Origin of the sequence: Micromonospora sp. WMMD1082 (assembly GCF_029626175.1) — a bacterium.
GTDB lineage: Bacteria > Actinomycetota > Actinomycetes > Mycobacteriales > Micromonosporaceae > Micromonospora.
Window position 1 is genome coordinate 930,839 of record NZ_JARUBM010000002.1, and the last position, 18,184, is coordinate 949,022.

The window sequence follows — 18,184 nt, forward strand, 5'->3', positions numbered from 1 at the left end:
CACCAACGGTGGGTGATCATCCGGCTCATCGTGAGAGCTACGGGTTATCGGCAGCGCTACGGGTAACGCACCTGGTGTACGGTGCTCGGATTTCCCTTCCGGCAGGGGCCGGGTCGCCCTGACCGCACGCAGCGGTTGACGCCGCTCAGCGCGCCGGCGGCTGGCCGGGCGGGGGGTGGATCGGCGCGGTGAACGCCTTGACGCAGTAGCCGGAGCAGTGCTCCCGCCAGGTGGTGTCGTCGGCGTCATCGGCGTAGAGCAGGTGCCCGGTGGCCCGGCGGGTGCCGAGCCGATATCCGGCGGCGCGAAGCCGGGTGGCGGCGTCGGCGCGACTGATGACGCGCCAGCCCTCCGTGTACAACACGGCCTCCACCTCGGCCGTCGTCCGCCGGGCGAAGGGATGCCCGGCCGGCAGCGGTACCGGCGTGGTCGCCTCCAGCAACCTGAACCCGCGGGCCGGGACCGGGCCGTTGTCGTGGTGGGGACGGATGCCGATCAGGCCGGCGGCCCCGGTCGGCAGGTGCAGCCACACCTCACCGAGGTCGGCGGCAGCGAGCGGGTCACCGGGCCAACCGCCGAGGCGGCCGGCACCGTCGAGGTGGCTTGTCACGCGCGTTGTCATGAGGTCTCTCCACAAGGACTTGACGTCGGGGGCCGGCAGCACCACTCCGATATGAGTTGTAATGATACCGCAATTAGTCAGTGTTGCCGCCCGGATCATCGAAAAGCGTGAGCTGGTCGGGGTGCGGAGCCCGAGGCCGGGAGCGCCAGGCCAGCGCGCTACGCCGGTTACTCGCCGGCGCCACGGGCGGGATCGACGGCAGGTCGACCAGCGGTGTCGACGGAGCGGACGGCGCGCGTGCGGCGTACCGAAGGGCGTCCATCACCTCCTCCCGGTAGACCAGGGCGTAGCGAAAGCAGTTGCGGCAGTCGGTGGGAACTCGGCAGCCAGTCAGCGGGTCCGGACGGCTCAGGTGCGTGCAACCTGGGAGGCGGATGCGTTCCCGTCGGGCGGTGGCGGACCAGGCTTGGCTGTCGGAGCTGGCCAGCAGCGGGCCGACGAGCCGTAGCGCGTTGATGCTCACGCCGAATCCGTGCATCCGCATGCCGAGCGGCGCGAGGGTGCCCAGGACGCGGGCAACCTCGCGCTGGGAGCCGCGCCGGCACAGGCTGCCGACACCAACGCGCATGCCGGCCAGGTCCACCCCCGCGGCCTGGTACATGTGGTGGTGCTCGACGTACTCCCACGGATGCCACCCCTGCAAGGTCGGCAGCCACGGGACGTGGGGAAACTGTTCGGCCAGGTAGAGGTAGTTGGTCAGGGCCGCTTCCTGGTGCTCCCGGACGGTGGCTCCGGTGCGGCGCAGGCACTGCGGTTCGCAGGGCCAGTCCTGGATGCCGACGACATCGGGCGGTCCCACGTCCTCCTGGAAGCGGGTCCACATGGCCCCGTACTCGTCCGGGTGCGCGAACCAGGGATGTCCCTCCGGGTCGGCGCGCAGGATCAGCGCTGCGTAGGCGCCGGAGTCGCCGGCCCACGGTCCCCCGTTCATCCGGACCGGGAAGTCGTCGCCGCGCCGCCGGTAGCGGGCCAGGGTTGTCGCCGAGAGGAACAGCGGCACTGGTGAGTCGTTCAGCCAATGGGGATGCCCCACCCCGAGGTAGAAGGTGGCCCGGCGCGCGGCGTCGGAATGGAACTCGCTGACGGTCCAGGGAGTGACCGGCCCCCAGGGCGTGTCCAGCCGGTCGGGGCCGAGGCCGAACCGGGCCACGTGTACGTCCCAGCGGGCGCGACGCTCCTGCATCATTGGTGGCGGTGGGGGCCACTGCGTCAAGTTCTGCTTCCGCAGGAACGCCAGCAGTTCGTCAGCTCGTCGCGGGGAGACACCGGCGGCTGGGACGGTGGCGCGGCGGATCGTGTCGACGGTCATGCCGGCGCTCCGGCCGGCGCGTCGAAGAGCGTGAGCTGCTCGGTCTCGGGCCGGATGACGGGCACGACCTCGGCAAGGATGCGTCCCATGGTGAAGCGCAAGCTCTCCGCGTTCAGGTCTCCGCCGTAGAAGCGTCGCCCGTCCTGGAGGGCTGCGATGGCGGTGGTGCCCGAGCCGAGGAACGGGTCCGCGACCAGATGGTCGAGGTCGGTGGTGGCCCGGATCACCCGGGACACCAGCGCCGGGTGTAGCGAGTTGTCGTAGCGCAGGAGGTTCCGGCGGCGCTGCTCGGGGATGTCGGTCCACAGGTCCGTGGCGTAGATCTGCCCGGTACGGCCTCGGGGCATCTCCGGCGGAAGGTGGAACACCCGGGCGGGTTCGGTGAGCGATCCCTTGCACAGCAGCGTCACCCGATGGTGTTGGTGGACGAAGCGGCGCCGGGTGTAGAGACCGAATCGGCGCGCGACGGCGATCGAGTTGACGTAGGTGAGCCCGGCGTCTTCGGCCGTCACCTGGACCCGCGCTGCCTGCTGAGCGCCGGTGACTACCGCGAGGTAGCCGCCAGGACGAAGCGCCGCGCTGGCCGCCCCGATCCACTCCGAGGTGAACGCGGCGTACTCGGCCGGGTCAACGTCCACGTATCCCGGCATCACCTGGTCATGGTTCCGGCCGTACGTGCGCCGGTAGGCAGAGCGGTGGTCACCTCGGCCCAGCGCCCACGGCGGGTCAGCGACAATGAGGTCGATCGGCTCGTCCGCCTCGCGCAGCACGGTGGCAGCCGCGCCGAGCACCAGCTCGACGTGCGACGGGTCGGCGGGCAGCCAGATCAGCAGCGCCCGGTGCGGCCGGGTGGTCGAGCCTTCGATCAGCCAGGCGGCTTTTCCGGTACCCGCCGGGCGGGCGCGGCCCTGTCGCTTGAAGGCGTGCAGCGCCGAGCGCAGCCGCCGCTTGTACTGGGCCTGCCCGTCCTGGATGATCCGGCGGCCGTCCGCCCGGTCGGCCAGGCCCGCCTGCTCGGCCAGCCGGTACAGTTCGGGCAGGGTGTAGCAGCCACGTTCCAGGGTGCGCAGCAGGTCGGCTTCGGTGCGCAGCGGGTTCACAGAGTCACCGCCGGGTCGGTGGCGAGCGGGTAGGGCAGTTCGACCAGGCCGATCGGGCAGCGCCTGCGCCAGCCCCTGTCCCCCACCGGCCAGGCGAAGCGGTGGCAGCCGCGATGACGGACCCGTCGAGCGCCGATCTGGGCGAGCGCGAGTTCCAGCCACTCGCCGGGGGTCAGGTCCATACCGGCCCGCGCGTAATCGGCCACCAGCTCGGGCAGAGGTCGGGCGCGCAGCGCCAGGAGCCGAGCCCGGACGCCGGCAGCCCCGCGCTCCCCGGCGCGCACCTTCTGCGCCGCTCGGGCCGTCAGTACGGTGCCGTCCGGCAGGATCGTGATGGTCCTGGCGGTCCCCCGCCCCAGGTATCTTCCGCGAGTCACGCGGTACACGTGCCCGATGTGGCCGGGCATGAGGAGTTCCCCGGCTAGGATCCGGGGCATCGGGTCGGAGAAGGCGACGAGCCCCCGAATGCCCTGATCGGCGGCGAGCCGGAACAGCCGGCCCAGCAGCCAGCTTTCGGCGTTGGACGGCACCTCATCGAGCAGGACGAGGCGGCTGATCTCGGCAGCCCGGCCGGGGCCGAGGGTGGGGAACGGCTTGGTCAGCACGGCGGGGTGCATCGGCACGCCGAGCACGACCGCCCCGACCAGATGGTCGCCTTCGAGCAGCCCGAAGGACATCCGGGCGGCGGGAAAGCTCTTGCTGTAGTGGTGCTCGGCGACGAACCGGCGGGCCGCAGCCTCCGGTACCGGTTCCAGCCGGTAGCGGCGGTGGTCGAAGCCGCCCTCGTGCACCGGCCGCCAGGTGTGGTTCCCGCCCCGCCATCGCTGGCAGAAGGCAGGGTCGAACAGGGAGAGTTGTTTAAGCATGGTGTGTCCCCGTGCATCTGTTCGAGGGGTGTGAGCGGGCGGGTCGCCGCCCTGGGCAGGTCGACCTGGGCGCCATTGGCGCGTCGCTGGGTCCTTCGGTCGCCGCCGTCCGGCGGCGGCCGTAGGGTCGCGTCGGCTATGCCTCGTCGGCAGCGAGGGTTGCGGGGTTGGTGTCGGTGGCCGGCAGCGGTGACTCACCGCATGCCCGCAGCTCGACCGTGGACAGCTCGTACCCGTTGGCTTCGAGGTAGCGCAGGTAGCGGGTGGTGCTGTCGCTGACGGTGCGCCACGAGTTGCGGCTCGTCGCTTCCTCGTACGCGGCGAGCAGCAGGCCCAGCGCGATCATCTGGGCGCGCTCGTCGCTGGCCTTGCCGACGAGTTCGACCATCGCCGGGGCTCGCCGGCCGAGCGTGGGAGCCTGGTCCGGCAGCCCGAGCAGGTCATGGGCCAGCCGGTTGCCGCCGGTCAGCGCCGACGTGACGGCGTGGTCGGTGCGGGCGAGGCTGCCGGCGATGAAACCTGCGGCCGTCTTCGGCGCGGTCTTGCGGGCGAGGAACGTGCGTAGCCAGTTCCGGCGTACCGTCTCGGCGCTGTCCCACGCCTTGTTGGACTGGATCACGTCACGGCGCTGGGCGCGGGCTTCCTCCCGTTCGGCGTCGGTCATCTCCGCGACGGTCTTGCGCCCGCTGCCGGAGTCGTGCCCCCGCCAGCGCAGTGCGTGTCCGTGGGCGGCGAAGTCGGTGCACACGTACTCAGGCACCCAGATCCGGTACGGGCGAGCAGGCTCCGGCTCCTGCGCGTCCTCGTCTGCCTCGGTCGACGTGTCATCGCCCCACGGGTCCTCCTCCTCCTCCTCGGCGTCGCCCTCGTCCGGGTGGACCCATTCGTCGTCGAGAAAGGCAGCGTGCCCGGGGCACGATGCGTGGTTCTCTTCGGTGAGCTGTTCCTCGCCGTGCTTCAGCTCCGACAGCCGCTTGACCTTCTCGTCGTTCCACGCCGGCCGGTCGACCACGCTGATCCCGGCGGCAGCGAGGGCAGCGGCAGTCTCGGCCTTCGCCGCCTCCTCCGCGCGAGCGTCACGCAACTTCTGCGCCTCGTGGTCGAACCCGCCGCGCTGGGCGGCGACCACGAGCTGCTTGACCGCCTCCGCGTCGTCCTCGAACTCCGCGACCACCGCGGCCTGGTCGATGGTGAGGAACTCCCACCGTTGCGTCGCCCCCCGAGCGAGCTTGCTGCGAGCCACCGACAGCGCCTTGTCGACCACGGGCCGGCTCGTGGACATCCGCTTGGCGATCTCCCCGGCCGGGACACCGCACAGGGCGAGCTGGTCGTACGCGGCTACACGCTCAGCGACGGTGAGGGGTTCCCGGTGATCGTTCTCGTTCACCTGGTCGGTCAGCCGGTCGGCCTCGTCCGGCTTCGGAACGACCATCACCCGTACCCACGGGCGCTGGGCTTGCACGGCCGCCAGGGTCCGGCGTTGCCCGCGCAGCACCACAAGGCGGCCGTTGTCGTCGCGGTAGGCGATGACCGGCTCCAGAACGCCACGCTGGCGGACGTTGTCGACGTAGGTCTTGCGCAACCGGGGGTCCAGGCGCACGTTGGCGCCCACGACCAGGGTCGCGGGGTCGACGCGGAGTAGCTCCTCCTCGAACTCCTCGTCATCGAGGGCATGAGGTGCCGTGGCCGTGGCCGTCGTGGGAGCAGAGAGCGTCACGGTGAAGGTCCTTCCAAGGGATGTACGAGCAGCGGGCACGGCTGGCCCACCGCGTCGGAGGCGGTTGGTGAAAGGGGTGGTATGGCGACGAGCGGCGCTACGGGTAGCCGCAGCGGCTACGCTGGCCGGTGCGGACCGTCTGGCGGTACGTCGGGCTCGGGTTGTAGCGGCTTGGAGCCCCGGTGGCCGGCCCGCGTGTCACGAGACCGCGCGGGCCGGCGCTGTCACCTCCGGCGCAACGGAGTCTCCAGCTCGCACTGACTGATCAGTTGCTGTCCCAGCCACGTACGAATCTGGTACCGGGCCAGCCCATCGACAGCGGGTAGCTCGATGGTCTCCACGTCGACCGGCACCAGTTCGTCGGCCAGCCGGACGTAGGCAGCGACCAGCGCGTCACGGCTGCCGGGGCCACCCAGACGTCGAGAGATCTCCGCGTGGGCGACCGCCCGCACGCTTCCGATGAGGAGGCCGGAGTCGGGGCGCAGCGTGGTCAGGATGATGTAGGTCACGGACTGCCGGGTGGGCGTGGGATTCTCGTCCGGCACGAGGCCCGGGTTCCCGGCGTCGCCCGGCTGCTGGCCGGTCACTGCGCACCGCCGGGCTGTTCGCCATCGGTCATGGTCTCCGCTGCCGCCTCAGCCGGCTCAGGTGAGTGGGCTGGCGGGGCGAGCAGGAACGTCTGTCCGCCGGACAGGTCCAGGACCGTGCCGGTGTCGGTGACGACGTTGTACCGGGTGCGTCGGCCGGAGAGGGCCTGCTTGTCGAGGACGGTCGCAGCGGTCGCGCCGGTCTTGACCCGGCTCGGGTGCCAGGTGCCCGGGTTACGGGTCGATGCCTTGGTCGCGTCGTCGGTGATGAGGATTCGATCGCCCCGCGTCAAGCGGGTCGTGGTCTTCTTTCCTTGGGCAGTCACGGAGCTTCCTTCGATCAATCTGGCGGTTGTCGATGACGACGTGCGCCAGGTGGTAGCGACACCCGAGGGCCACACGTCGAAGAGTCAGGGTCGGTGCGAGTCCGGCGAGGCGATTCGCCGGAAGGAAGCCACGGGTCCGAGCGGCCGGGCACCCGTGGCCTCTCCTCGTCGCGCCGCAAGCGACGCTGGTCGTCGCCAACCCACCTCGCTACTTGCAATGATGCCGCATTAGGCTTTCAGGGCTGGTCCGCGACGGCCCCGGCGGCGGCTGCGGCCTCAGCTCGCGCACGGTGCCAGTCGAGGATCGCCAGCCGGCGCAGGCCGGCCATCGCGGCATCCCGTTTGGTGCGATGCCAGGTGGGAACACCGCCGCCCGGCAGCGTGAGCTGCCAAACCCCGGGCTCCCCGTAGGGCATCTCGGCTCGGGTGCGCTTGACGACGGAGACCCGTGCGTCCTTGCCCGGAATCGGAGTGTCAGCGGGGGCGACGCGCTCCGGCTCGCACTTGCGAACCGGTAGACCGCCGGCGAGCAACGCGAAGCTCAGGGTCGTCCAAGGGCCGCCGTCACCCCCGCCGTACTCCACCAGGTCATCGTCATACCACGAGATCACAGGATCGCCCACGGCCGACACCCCGGCGGCTCCGTTGTCGGCACCAGCGTCGACAACTTCCAGTTGACCAGTCATGCGCTTTTCCTTTCCTCGATCGGAGGCAGGCGGAGTTTCCCCATGCTCGACGCCGGCCGACACGCCGGACAACTGAGCGATGCGCCCCGAAAGCATCTCCAACAGCCCTTCGATGTGGTTGGTCCAGCCGGGCATCGACTCGATGCGCGAGCGACCGGCGTTGATGAGCTGGTACCAGAAGTAGCAGAGTTCGTAGACCGCCATAGCAGCCTTCGGGTCATGCGCGCATGCGGACCGGGCTTCGACCCAGGCCGCTGCCCTTCCGCCGATGGCGGTGAAAAGGTTGGCATTCAGCGCGCGGGAGGCGGCAGCGAAGCCGTCAACGTCCGGCACGACCAGTTCGGGCATCGGAAGGCACTCGGCGGCAGCCGGGTGCACGGCTTCGATGGCGGTCGTGATCTTGTGTCGAGCGTCGACCAGGACCGGACGGATGGCGTTGAAGCGCTCCTCGGGAGTCAAAGATCTACGGGGCACATGAACCTCCAGGAGGGGTCTGGGTTCCATCAGGAAGGGGTTCGATTCCCTTCACTTGTAATGATACCGCATCAGCCTCAGGAATGGCAGCCCTAGACCTACTTGACCTGCAAAGACGGGGGGCGAGAGGCTGCCGTCAGCCACTGCATTCGGGGTCGACAACCGAACTGCTCATGAGCGCGGTCCAAGATCAATATGGCGAACGCTCACCGCCCTATCGGTGATTCAAGTCAACGCTGCTGCCTCGCCCCGTTCCGGAACCGGTGTGCGTGGAAGGGCGCAAGCAAGTTGTAGTACCGGTCACCGGATGTGCCGACCGAGCACGGTCGACACATCCGGCAACCGGCAAGAGCACTGACCCGGCGGGGTCAGTGGACAAGGTAACGCGACCACGTCGCGCGCCGACAGCAGCCACGCCGACGCTCCGGCAGGCTTCCGCCTTCGAGGGCGAGTTGCCATACTTCGCACCGAAGCGGTCCCGACTGGTTCCGCTTCCGCAGCCGGCAGGTCCGACACGATTGCTTCCGGTCGCGGACTCCTGCTTCCACCGTCACAGCCGAAGCGGAACCGGAAGCAGAGTCATGCCGAGCCGCTACCCGTAGCGTCGCCGATAACCCCGCCGCCGCACGTTCGGACGCAGGAACGTGCGAAGCGGAGGCGACGACGGTGGACACCCGTACGCGAACAGCGACCGGCGGCACGCCAAGCCCACGTGGCGCCGACCGGCGTCACCAGTTCCCAGGCCGACGGCAACGGATCAACCTCCGACTCGACGAGGCCGAGCACAGCGACGTCCTGACCGCCGCGAACCGCGCCGGGCTGACCCCGACCGGCTTCTGCGCCGACGCCGCGTTGGCCGCCGCCAGGAGCACCACCGCCCCCGGCGCCCTGATCGCCGGAACCGGCGTCACCCGAGCAGAACTCGCCGCCATGCAGCGGGAACTCTTCGCTGCACGGACCGCTATCACGCGCACCGGCACCAACCTAAACCAAGCCACCGCAGCCCTCAACGCCACCGGCGAAGCGCCGGTCTGGCTCGACCACGCCGTCAGGCGGTCCGTGCAGGCACTCGACAGACTCGACGCCCTCGTGGCCGACATCGACCGGCGGCTGCGCTGATCCCCGCGATCCATCCCCGCGGCACGAACGTGGGCGGCCTGCTCCGCTACCTGTTCGGGCCAGGGAAGGCTGAGGAACACGTCAACCCCCACCTCATTGCCGCGTGGTCCGGCCCCAGCCAGCTACCTTCGCTGGAACCCCCAACCCACGCCTCCGGACGCCACGACATCCGGGCCCTGGCCCGCCTGCTCGAACAGCCCGTACGGGCCGGCAGGAACCCGCCACAAAAGTTCGTCTGGCACACCTCCGTCCGCAACCACATCACCGACCGCATCCTCACCGACAGCCAATGGGCGCACATCGCCGCCGAGATCGTCGCCGCCGTCGGCATCGCCCCGCATGGCGACCCGGACGCTGTGCGATGGGTGGCCGTCCGCCACGCCGACGACCACATTCACATCGTGGCCACGCTCGTCCGACAGGACGGCGAGACCGTCTGGGCCTGGAACGAACGCCTCAAGGCCCAAACCGCCGCCCGAGACCTCGAACAACGCTACGGCCTATACCAGGTCGGCCCGGTTGACCACACCAGCCACCGCCGGCCAACCGCCGCGGAGCAGAACAAGAGCCACCGACAGGGCCGGCCCGAATTTCCCCGAGACAAGCTCCGCCGCGAGGTACGCGCCGCCGCAGCCGCAGCCACCGACGAGAACGATTTCGTCAACCGGCTCCAGGCAGCAGGTGTTCTCGTACGGCTCCGGCACAGCACGATCAACCCGACCGAGATCACCGGCTACGCAGTTGGACTCCCCGACCACCACACCAGCACCGGAAACACCGTCTGGTATGGCGGCGGCCGACTCGCCCCAGACCTCACCCTCCCGCAACTCCGACGACGCTGGGATTCAGGCTCCGGAGCAGTCCCGCGTGGCGGCCGGCAGCGCACACCGCCCCCGGGCGTTCAGCGACGAGCAAGCGCGTTCCGCCGGGCAACAACAGCGGCGGACAAGGGCGCCCGTCACCTCATGGCTGAGCGAGATGTCAACGAGGATGACATCGCATCCATTGCCGAGTCTGCGTCCGACGTCCTGGCGTCCACCGCACGGGCGTTCGAGGGCCGCAAGGGTGGCCCACTCAGCGATGCCTCGGAGATCCTGGACCGCGCCGCCCGTGAGCCGAACCAGCGACGCCTTGGCCGTCGGATCCATCCGGCAGCCGATCAACTCCGGGCCATGTCCCGACTCATCTCGACGGTCGGCCGGCTCACCGGCGAAGACGACACGGCCGCAGCTCTCCAACTCGTACTGCGCATCTCAATGATCGCGGACAACCTCGCCCGCCTCCGCGAGGCTCAAGGCAGGCTTCACCAGGCTCGGGCAGCCCGACAAGCAGCGGAACGACTCCGCGAGACCGCAGCGAATGCCCCCACCAACCCGGTAGAAGTCCGATCCGCCATCACACCCGCACACGTAGTCCCCGGACGGAGCCAGCCCAAGGGTCGCATAGCTTGAGGTACCGGTCAGTTTCGGAGGATGCGCTGCACCCCGAGCGGGTCGCGGACGAACCACAGCACCGCCGGCAACGTCAACTCCGGCGCATGCCACGTTGCCGCAAGCTCCGCGTCGGGAGGCTACAGTAGCAAGCAGGGCGGGCTCCCGAAGTCGCGGGAACCCGCCCTGCTTCAGGCTAGAGAAACCGGCTCAGAAACAGCAGGTTCCAGGCCGGAGTTGATCTTTATGCCTGATCAAGGATCACGCTGCTTCACCCAGGATGGTCTGTTCCATGATCTTCGCCGCCGCGCGTTCCGCCTCCGGCAGGACATGGGTGTACCACTCCTGCGTAGTCCGTGACTGCGCGTGTCCCAGTCGACGCTGCATCGCGTGCTGAGGGATCCCGTTATCGGCTCCAACCGTCGCCGACGAGTGCCGACCGTCATGAAGCGCGATCACCGGCACCCCAGCCTGGATGCAGAGGGCCCGAAACCGGTCGGTCAAGTACTTCGGGTGGTAAGGCGAGCCGTCCTCCTTGCAAAAGACGTAGCCCCTTTGCTTGTAGAGCACGCCCACCTCGGCCATCTCCTTCTCCTGGCGGCGAAGGTGCTCCAAAAGGACCTTGGTTATCGCGGCACCGATAGCGATCGAACGCTTGCTCTTGCCCTTGGGCTCCTTCTCGATCACGCCGCCCTCCACCTCGCCACTAGCCACCGCGCGCTGCCAGTGGACGTAGATCACCCCGCTCTCCAGGTCGAGCTTCGGCCACTTCAGCCCGGCCAGTTCACCACGGCGCATCGCGCACACCACGACGAGCACCCACGCGGCGTACAGGCGGTCGTTCGCCGCAGCGGTAAGGAACTTGGTGCACTGCTTAGCCGTCCAGATGCCCTTGCGGCCCCGATCCTCACGCTCAGAGGGCTGGGGTTGGCGTACCCCTTCGATCACGATTCCGAGATCCTGGAGCGCTTTCTTGAGGGTGCGGTGGACGTGCCGAACCGTCTCCGCCGACAATCCGGTACCGTTCCTTCCCCCCTTCTTGAGCAAGTAACGGTAAAGATCATTGATAGCCCTTTTGTCGAGGTCGTAGAGCTGTAGAGCGCCCAGCCGAGGAATGATGTACTTCATGACCGCGTTGCGGTAGTTGCCGAGAGTCGTAACAGCAACGTCCAGCTCGCGCTCCTCCAGCCAGTGAATCAGCTCGGCAGCCACACTTCCGTCCGCCGCCAATTCGGTCTTGCCGAACTGCTTGAGAGCCAGCCCTTCCTCACGGATTGCCTGCTTCTCGTCCTTGAACCCACGACGCTTCATCTGCTTTCGCTTGCCGTCCTCGCCCCTGGGAAGGTCGATGACGAAGTACCAGTTCCGCCGCTTGGGATCGAAATGAACTGCCATGTTCTTCTCTCCCTCGACTCACGCCACGTTCGCGAGCGCGGCAACAGCACCACGCAAGCGCGCCTCGAATGGAACGGTGACCGCGCCGGCCGAGGTGAAGGCGGGCTTGGAGTACGGCGCAACCGGAGGCAGAGCGCCTGCCGGCACTGCCGCTACCTCGACGGCACGCGGGCAGGACCCGCACGGGATCGTAGAGTTGTGCATGGATTGGACCTCCTACGTCCGATCTAGGCCCCGGGCTTGTGGTGGAGTCACGTGCTCGGGGCCGCCCTGGTGTTGCAGCCATCTCGTCGTACCTCGGCACGGTGATCTCCCCCGCCGATGCTGATCGGCGCGGGTTATCGGCAGCGCTACGGATAAGCTCAGCCGGATCCGTGCAGGGTTACGGGCGCTACGAGACCGTCATGGAGTGAGCCCAACCGCAGAGGGCTCTGGCGTTGCCGGAATGCGTCCAGCGGCAAGGCGACCAGGACGCAAGCCTGCCCGGTAGCTCGACCTCAGGCATGCACAAACGTGGATCGAGGGGCTACGAAACTCCCTCACCCCTTGGTCACAGAGGACCTTCATCTGTGCCTCCCGTGGTCACACGCGACGACTGCGAGGACCACGGTAACGGATCTCTGTGACCACGGCGGTGACCACAAGATCATCGCCGTACTTCTATATCACCAGGTCAATCCTGGTGGAGCCGAGGGGACTCGAACCCCTGACCCCCACACTGCCAGTGTGGTGCGCTACCAGCTGCGCCACGGCCCCCTGCTGTCGCACCCGGTCGCCCGGGCACTGGAAGAACTATACACACGCCCGCCAGCATGGTCATCTCGCGGGTCGCCCGCCGGCGCGGGGTCAGTTCAGCGCCACATCCGGCGGGAAGTGCGCCACCGCGGCCATCATGCCGCCCTGCCGGCGCAGCACCATCGGCCACAGGTCGTCGGGCCGCTCGACGAAGGCGTCCCCGGGCAGCGCGTCCAGCACGAACCAGGAGCCGTCCTCGACCTCCTGCTCCAGCTGCCCGGTGCCCCAGCCGGCGTACCCGGCGAAGACCCGGATGCTCTGCACACTGTCCCGCAGCCGCTGCGGGTCGACCGACAGGTCGAGCGTGCCGACCGCGCCGGAGACCTGGTGGAAGCCCTTGAGCCGGCGGACCGGGGGCCGCATCCGGGCCAGGCAGATTGCCGAGTCGGGCTGCACCGGGCCCCCCTCGAACAGCACCGCCGGGTGGCGGGCCAGGTCGCCCCAGTCGCGCAGCACGTCCGCCACGGGCACCTCGGTGGCCCGGTTGAGCACCACGCCGAGCGCGCCGCCGGGCTCGTGCGCGACCAGGAGCACGACCGTACGGTCGAAGTTCGGGTCCTTCAGCGCCGGTGTCGCCACCAGCAGCTTCCCGCTCATCGGCTCCGTTGCCCGCCCGCCGATCGCCTGCCCCTCTCCCTGCATCACGCGCACCCGTCAGTCGTGCACGGGGAGGCGGAACCGGTAACACACATCGACGGCGGGCCCCACCGGTGACGTCCGCTCTGTCATTGCCATGCCTGGCACCATAGCCTGCGTCCCCGACCGAGGCGAAGGTCTGACCGTCGGGTGATCGACAGACCCGGCGGCGGCGCCGGGCGGCATCCGGAGCCGGCCCCGACTCCCTTTCGGGACGCGCTGGCCGGCACTGTGCGGAAGCCGATAGCGAGCAGTGCCGAAACGCCCTGGCCGGCCGAGCCGTCCCGATACATTCAGGAGCGATGGCAACGGTCCGCGACACCACCTACGACCTGCTCCGGGCCCTGGGTATGACCACCGTCTTCGGTAACCCCGGCTCCACCGAGGAGCCGTTCCTGCATGCCTTCCCCGACGACTTCCAGTACGTGCTCGCGCTGCACGAGGCATCGGCGGTCGGCATGGCCGACGGGTACGCACAGGTCACCGGAGGGCCGGCGCACGTCAACCTGCACACGGCGCCGGGCACCGGCAACGCCATGGGCAACATCGTCACCGCCTGGCACAACCGGACCCCGCTGATCGTCACCGCCGGCCAGCAGACCCGGGAGATGCTGCTGCTCGAACCCCGGCTCGCCGCCCGTCACCCCACCGAACTACCCCAGCCCTACGTCAAGTGGGCCCACGAGCCCGTCCGGGCGCAGGACGTCCCGGCGGCGCTGATGCGGGCGTACGCGACCGCGATCCAGCCGCCGGCCGGGCCGGTCTTCCTCTCCCTGCCGTTGGACGACTGGGCGCAGCCCGCCGACCCGCCTCCGCAGGCCCGCACGGTGGCCACCCGGTTCGCCCCCGACCCGGAGCGACTGCGCCAGTTCGCCGCGGCGCTGGCGACCAGCCGGTCACCGGCCCTCGTGTTCGGCGCCGCCGTGGACCGGGCCGGCGCCTGGGAGGCCGCGGTGGCCCTGGCGGAGCGGCTGGTCGCCCCGGTCTGGTCGGCACCCGCATCCGAACGGACCGCCTTCCCCGAGGATCACCCGCACTTCCAGGGCGTGCTGACCTTCGCGATCGGTCCGCTGGCCGACCAACTGCGGGGACACGACACCGTGCTGGTGGTGGGTGCCCCGGTGTTCCGCTACTACCCGCACGTGCCCGGCGAGACGCTCCCGGACGGTGCCCGCCTGCTGCACGTGACCGACGACCCGGAGGAGGCGGCCCGGGCGCCGGTCGGTGACAGCCTGCTCGGCGACGCCGGCCTCGCCCTCGCCGCGCTGGCCGAGCTGATGCCGCCGGCCGACCGGCCACCGCCGCCGGCCCGGCCGGCACCGTCCCCGGTGGAGGACTCGGTCCCGCTCAGCGCCGACGCGCTCTTCGCCGCGCTGGCCCGCCACTGGCCCGAGGACGGGGTGCTGGTGCAGGAGTCGCCGTCCAATCTGTCGGCGCTGCGTCGCCGGCTGCGGTTCCACACTCCCGGGTCGTACTTCACCATGGCCAGCGGTGGTCTCGGCTACGGGCTGCCGGCGGCCGTCGGCATCGCGCTGGCGCAGCGGGACACCGGCCGTCACCGGCCGGTGGTCGCGGTGATCGGCGACGGCTCGTTCCACTACTCGGTGCAGGCCCTCTGGACCGCCGCCCAGCTGCGGCTGCCGCTGGCCGTCGTGGTCCCGGTCAACCAGCAGTACGCCATCCTCAAGGCGTTCGCCGCGCTCAAGCACACTCCGGGCGTACCCGGGCTGGACCTGCCCGGCCTCGACATCGCCGCGATCGCCAGGGGCTATGGCTGCGCCACCACAGTCGTCGACACACCCGACCAGCTCGGCGACGCACTGGCCACGGCGCTGCGCGCGGACGGTCCGACCGTGCTGCCGGTGCCGATCCGCACGGACGTACCGCCGATTCTCTGACCCGACGGCGGCGGCCGCCCTCCGCTGCCGGTCAGCCGGCGGCGAGCCGCAGCGGCGCGCCGTTGAGCACGTCCAGGACCGCGCGGGCGCCTAGCGGTGCCCGCAGCGTCACCACGACCGGTGCCAGGTTGAGCATGTCGTCGCAGGCGCCGGCGGTGGGCCGCACCACCGAACCGCCGACCACCACCACGTGATCCTGCTCCTGCACCAGCGGGGTGATCCCGGTGTCGCAGCTGCCCACACCGAGCCGGTAGGTCAGGGTCGCCCCGTCGACGGCCTGGATGTCCTGCGCGCTGACCAGGTCCTGCGGGGCCGGCGCGGCGGGCGCGACCGGCTCGGGTGCGGCGCCGACCGCGCGGGGTGCGACCGCGATCCGGGCCACCACGGCGTCGATCTCCGCCACGGTGAACAGCCACGCCGGCACCTGCGCCACCCCCCGGCTGGTGTGCATCGGCGCCAGGCCCAGTGCCACGTCGGTGACGGTGAGCGGGACGCACGCGAGCTGCGGCTCGCTGCTCACCGGGTCGTCCGGGCCACCCGGCGGGCTGGCCGGCGGCGGCGTGGCGGGCTCCGTCGGCCGCGCCGGGCAGGGCGGCGGGTCGCCCTGGTCGAGCTGACGGTACGCCTCGACCGCGGTGATCAGCGGTACGGGTAGCTGCTCACCGTCGGGGAAGCGGATCGTGCCCTCGTCGGGTTGCCCGGCCGGCAGATCCGCCCGTTGGTGGTACCAGCCGGCGTGGAAGGCCAGCTTCGTCTCCTCGGTGAACTCCGGCTCGCCGACGAGCACCGTGGGTTCCTGGAGCGGCACGTAGCCGCTCGTCCACGCCGCGTCGGGCCGCCACGCGTCGGCGACCTCCCTCGCCCGCTGGTCGAACGCCTCCTGGCGGTCGGCCGGGCTGCCCGGGTTGGCCGGCCCGGTGCCCACCGGGGCGCAACCGGCGACCATGATCATCAGCGGCACGCCCAGCAGGGCGACTCGTCGACGCATAGCCGTTTGACGGGCCGGCGTCCCGACGGGTTCCGTCGATCGCGGTCGCCGCCCGACCGGACGGACCAGCCCGGTGCACAGGCGGGCAGACGACTGCGCGCCCCGGTCGGGTGACCGGGGCGCGCAGTCCAGGTGGTGGAGGTGCCGGGAATCGAACCCGGGTCCTTCGCCGCCTTGTCAGGGCTTCTCCGAGCGCAGCTCGCTATGCCTCTACTCGGCCCCTCCGATCACGCGAGCGAGTCGGTGTGACGGGCCCAGTCGCTGATTGATCTCGCCGCACGGACCCCGCGACCGGGTCCGGTTGGCCAGCCTTCTAGCTGATGCCGGCTGACTGGGTCGAAGGCGCTCCCAGGCCGACAGACTTGCTACTCGCCTCAGGCGGCGAGAGCGAAGTCAGCGCGATTGTTCTTGGCGCTTATTGGTTTCCGACGAACGATTCTCGAGACGACGTCGGCTTCCTCGGCTCGCTTCCCCTGCCGCAACGTACGAAGTCGAAACCAGTCACCCCCTCGACAGGCCGCCGGGTTCCGGCGGCTCCGACAAGCGTAACGCCTGCCGCAACCGGATTCATCCCTAGCCCGCGCCGATCGCCCGAGCTAGGGATGATACGGACAAATCAGTCTTGCATCCCCTTACCTCGCCGACCGACCGCCCGGGCGATCTCCCGGTCGGCGTCCCGCTTGGCGAGGTCCTGGCGCTTGTCGTACGCCTTCTTGCCCTTGGCCAGGCCGATCTCCACCTTGGCCCAGCCGTCGGAGAAGTAGACCTGCAGCGGCACCAGGGTCAGCCCGCTCTCCCGGAGCTTGCCGATCAACCGGTCGATCTCCAACCGCTTGAGCAGCAGCTTGCGGGTCCGCCGGGGCTCGTGGTTGGTCCAGGTGCCCTGGGAGTACTCCGGGATGTGCATGCTGTGCAGGTAGAGCTCGCCGTCGCGCTCCTGGGCGAACGCGTCGACCAGCGACGCCCGCCCGGCCCGCAGCGACTTCACCTCGGTGCCGGTCAGGGCCATGCCCGCCTCGTACGTGTCGAGGATGGCGTAGTCGTGACGCGCCTTCTTGTTGGAGGCGACGACCTTGCGCCCCTTCTCCCGTGGCATCGCCGCGCCACCCCCTTTCCGTTGCCGCCCTCCGCCCGGCGCGGCCGGTCGGAAAGCGGAGATCATGTTACCCGAACGACAAGGGCCCTCCCGCGCCGTTTATTCCGGCGGCGGGAGGGCCCCTGCCCGACGGACCAGGGCCTGTGTCGAAGTCCTCGGTCGAGCCGCCGAGGCGGAGTCCAGACGGCGGCCGGCGTCTGGGCCCGCCGCAGGCCGGCCAGGGACTTCGACGCAGGCCCTAGACCCGCAGGTAGAAACGGAGGGTGACCCAGGCGGTGACCGCGCTGATCAGGCCACCGACGGCGGCCATCACCGGGAAGGTCAGCAACACCTCGCCCCAGCTCACCGGCGCGAACAGCCCCTGTAGGGCGCTGAGCGCACCGTCGAACAGGAAGATCTTGAGGGCGATCAGGGCACCGAGGCCCAGGATCGAGCCGATCAGGCCGGCGACCACCGCCTCCAGCACGAACGGCGCCTGGATGAACCAGTTGGACGCACCGACCAGCTTCATGACCGCGACCTCACGCCGCTTGCTGTACGCGGCGACCTGGATGGTGTTGGCGACCAGCAGCAGGGCGGCGATGGCCATCGCGACGGCGGCGGCCAGCGCGATGTTCTGCCCGGCGGTGAAGAGGTTGAAGATCTTGTCGAGCACCTGGCTCTGGTCGACGACCTGGTCGACCCCCTCGACCGAGGCGTACTGGTCGGAGATGGTCTTGTACTCCTGCGGGTCGACCAGCTTGAGCCGGTACGACTCCGGCAGCTGGTCCGCCTTGACCGCGCTCAGCAGGTCGGGCGAGTCCCGGAACATCTCCTGGAAGCGCTGGAACGCCTCGTCCTTGTTGACGTAGGTGACCTGCGAGACCAGCGGGTCGGACTCCAACTGGGTGCCGATCGAGGCGCGCTGCTCCTCGGTGACATCACCGGTCAGGAAGATCGAGACCTCGATGTTCTCGAAGTACAACTGCTTCATGTCCGCGACCTTGGTGTAGATCAGGCCGCTGGCACCGAGCATGGTCAACGAGACCGCCAGCGTGATGATCATCGCGATGGTCATGGTCACGTTGCGCCACAGTCCGACCAGTACCTCGGACATGACGTATTTCATCCGCATCGGGATTTCCTCCGGCTCTCCGGCGT

Annotated in this window: 16 protein-coding genes, 1 tRNA gene and 1 other RNA gene; 3 read left to right on the forward strand and 15 right to left on the reverse strand. The window is 69.8% G+C overall.

Annotated features, from left to right (window positions below; translation table 11 throughout):
* Positions 1–145: 145 nt before the first annotated feature.
* The 8 genes from O7615_RS04475 to O7615_RS04510 all read right to left on the reverse strand — a co-directional run bounded on the left by O7615_RS04475 (position 146) and on the right by O7615_RS04510 (position 7,672).
* A complete protein-coding gene (locus O7615_RS04475) occupies positions 146–622 on the reverse strand; it encodes a hypothetical protein (RefSeq protein ID WP_278175978.1) in 477 nt (158 codons plus the stop codon).
* Positions 623–695: 73 nt separating this feature from the next.
* A complete protein-coding gene (locus O7615_RS04480) occupies positions 696–1,931 on the reverse strand; it encodes a hypothetical protein (RefSeq protein ID WP_278175979.1) in 1,236 nt (411 codons plus the stop codon).
* A complete protein-coding gene (locus O7615_RS04485) occupies positions 1,928–3,031 on the reverse strand; it encodes a DNA methyltransferase (protein WP_278175980.1) in 1,104 nt (367 codons plus the stop codon). Before O7615_RS04485 ends, O7615_RS04480 begins: the two co-directional genes overlap by 4 nt.
* Positions 3,028–3,897: a hypothetical protein gene (locus tag O7615_RS04490; protein WP_278175981.1), complete on the reverse strand. Its 870-nt coding sequence runs from the start codon at positions 3,895–3,897 to the stop codon at positions 3,028–3,030. The genes O7615_RS04485 and O7615_RS04490 overlap by 4 nt, the downstream gene beginning before the upstream one ends.
* Positions 3,898–4,033: 136 nt before the next feature.
* Complete coding sequence (locus tag O7615_RS04495; protein WP_278175983.1) at positions 4,034–5,614, reverse strand: ParB N-terminal domain-containing protein; 1,581 nt, start codon at positions 5,612–5,614, stop codon at positions 4,034–4,036.
* 224 nt (positions 5,615–5,838) lie between these two features.
* Entirely contained in the window at positions 5,839–6,201 is a 363-nt protein-coding gene (locus tag O7615_RS04500; RefSeq protein ID WP_278175984.1) for a hypothetical protein, read from the reverse strand.
* The gene (locus O7615_RS04505) at positions 6,198–6,527 is read right to left on the reverse strand and encodes a hypothetical protein (protein ID WP_278175985.1); all 330 of its coding nucleotides are present in this window, start codon (positions 6,525–6,527) and stop codon (positions 6,198–6,200) included. The genes O7615_RS04500 and O7615_RS04505 overlap by 4 nt, the downstream gene beginning before the upstream one ends.
* Positions 6,528–6,763: 236 nt before the next feature.
* Positions 6,764–7,672 carry a hypothetical protein gene (locus tag O7615_RS04510; RefSeq protein WP_278175986.1) on the reverse strand — a complete coding sequence of 303 codons (909 nt, stop codon included), beginning with the start codon at positions 7,670–7,672 and terminating at the stop codon, positions 6,764–6,766.
* Positions 7,673–8,353: 681 nt separating this feature from the next.
* Here O7615_RS04510 and O7615_RS04515 point away from each other — a divergent pair.
* Together O7615_RS04515 and O7615_RS04520 are read left to right on the forward strand one after the other, a co-directional pair.
* Entirely contained in the window at positions 8,354–8,806 is a 453-nt protein-coding gene (locus O7615_RS04515; RefSeq protein ID WP_278175987.1) for a hypothetical protein, read from the forward strand.
* Between the two features lie 29 nt (positions 8,807–8,835).
* Positions 8,836–10,257 carry a relaxase/mobilization nuclease domain-containing protein gene (locus tag O7615_RS04520; RefSeq protein WP_347405066.1) on the forward strand — a complete coding sequence of 474 codons (1,422 nt, stop codon included), beginning with the start codon at positions 8,836–8,838 and terminating at the stop codon, positions 10,255–10,257.
* Between the two features lie 240 nt (positions 10,258–10,497).
* Here the strand turns inward: O7615_RS04520 and O7615_RS04525 are convergent, their stop codons facing one another.
* The 3 genes from O7615_RS04525 to O7615_RS04535 all read right to left on the reverse strand — a co-directional run bounded on the left by O7615_RS04525 (position 10,498) and on the right by O7615_RS04535 (position 13,068).
* Entirely contained in the window at positions 10,498–11,631 is a 1,134-nt protein-coding gene (locus O7615_RS04525) for a tyrosine-type recombinase/integrase (protein WP_278175989.1), read from the reverse strand.
* Between the two features lie 680 nt (positions 11,632–12,311).
* Positions 12,312–12,387, reverse strand: a tRNA-Ala gene (locus O7615_RS04530).
* A 90-nt stretch (positions 12,388–12,477) separates the two neighbouring features.
* Entirely contained in the window at positions 12,478–13,068 is a 591-nt protein-coding gene (locus tag O7615_RS04535) for a YqgE/AlgH family protein (protein ID WP_278175990.1), read from the reverse strand.
* Between the two features lie 296 nt (positions 13,069–13,364).
* Between O7615_RS04535 and mdlC the strand changes: the two genes are divergently transcribed.
* Complete coding sequence (gene mdlC / locus O7615_RS04540; RefSeq protein WP_278175991.1) at positions 13,365–14,960, forward strand: benzoylformate decarboxylase; 1,596 nt, start codon at positions 13,365–13,367, stop codon at positions 14,958–14,960.
* Positions 14,961–14,991: 31 nt separating this feature from the next.
* Here mdlC and O7615_RS04545 read toward each other — a convergent pair whose 3' ends face one another.
* From O7615_RS04545 to ftsX, 4 genes are all read right to left on the reverse strand, one after another.
* The gene (locus tag O7615_RS04545; protein WP_278175992.1) at positions 14,992–15,948 is read right to left on the reverse strand and encodes a hypothetical protein; all 957 of its coding nucleotides are present in this window, start codon (positions 15,946–15,948) and stop codon (positions 14,992–14,994) included.
* 133 nt (positions 15,949–16,081) lie between these two features.
* Positions 16,082–16,457: a transfer-messenger RNA gene (gene ssrA / locus O7615_RS04550) on the reverse strand.
* Between the two features lie 107 nt (positions 16,458–16,564).
* Positions 16,565–17,044, reverse strand: coding sequence for an SsrA-binding protein SmpB (gene smpB, locus O7615_RS04555; RefSeq protein ID WP_278175993.1), 480 nt, complete (start codon positions 17,042–17,044; stop codon positions 16,565–16,567).
* 238 nt (positions 17,045–17,282) lie between these two features.
* The gene (gene ftsX, locus O7615_RS04560) at positions 17,283–18,158 is read right to left on the reverse strand and encodes a permease-like cell division protein FtsX (RefSeq protein WP_278175995.1); all 876 of its coding nucleotides are present in this window, start codon (positions 18,156–18,158) and stop codon (positions 17,283–17,285) included.
* Between the last annotated feature and the right edge of the window lie 26 nt (positions 18,159–18,184).

Bases quoted from the DNA above. Each gene is read 5' to 3' on its own strand.
- O7615_RS04475 (WP_278175978.1), bottom strand. From the start codon at position 622: ATGACAACGCGCGTGACAAGCCACCTCGACGGTGCCGGCCGCCTCGGC.
- O7615_RS04480 (WP_278175979.1), bottom strand. From the start codon at position 1,931: ATGACCGTCGACACGATCCGCCGCGCCACCGTCCCAGCCGCCGGTGTC.
- O7615_RS04490 (WP_278175981.1), bottom strand. From the start codon at position 3,897: ATGCTTAAACAACTCTCCCTGTTCGACCCTGCCTTCTGCCAGCGATGG.
- O7615_RS04525 (WP_278175989.1), bottom strand. From the start codon at position 11,631: ATGGCAGTTCATTTCGATCCCAAGCGGCGGAACTGGTACTTCGTCATC.
- O7615_RS04535 (WP_278175990.1), bottom strand. From the start codon at position 13,068: ATGCAGGGAGAGGGGCAGGCGATCGGCGGGCGGGCAACGGAGCCGATG.
- mdlC (WP_278175991.1), top strand. From the start codon at position 13,365: ATGGCAACGGTCCGCGACACCACCTACGACCTGCTCCGGGCCCTGGGT.
- O7615_RS04545 (WP_278175992.1), bottom strand. From the start codon at position 15,948: ATGCGTCGACGAGTCGCCCTGCTGGGCGTGCCGCTGATGATCATGGTC.
- smpB (WP_278175993.1), bottom strand. From the start codon at position 17,044: ATGCCACGGGAGAAGGGGCGCAAGGTCGTCGCCTCCAACAAGAAGGCG.
- ftsX (WP_278175995.1), bottom strand. From the start codon at position 18,158: ATGCGGATGAAATACGTCATGTCCGAGGTACTGGTCGGACTGTGGCGC.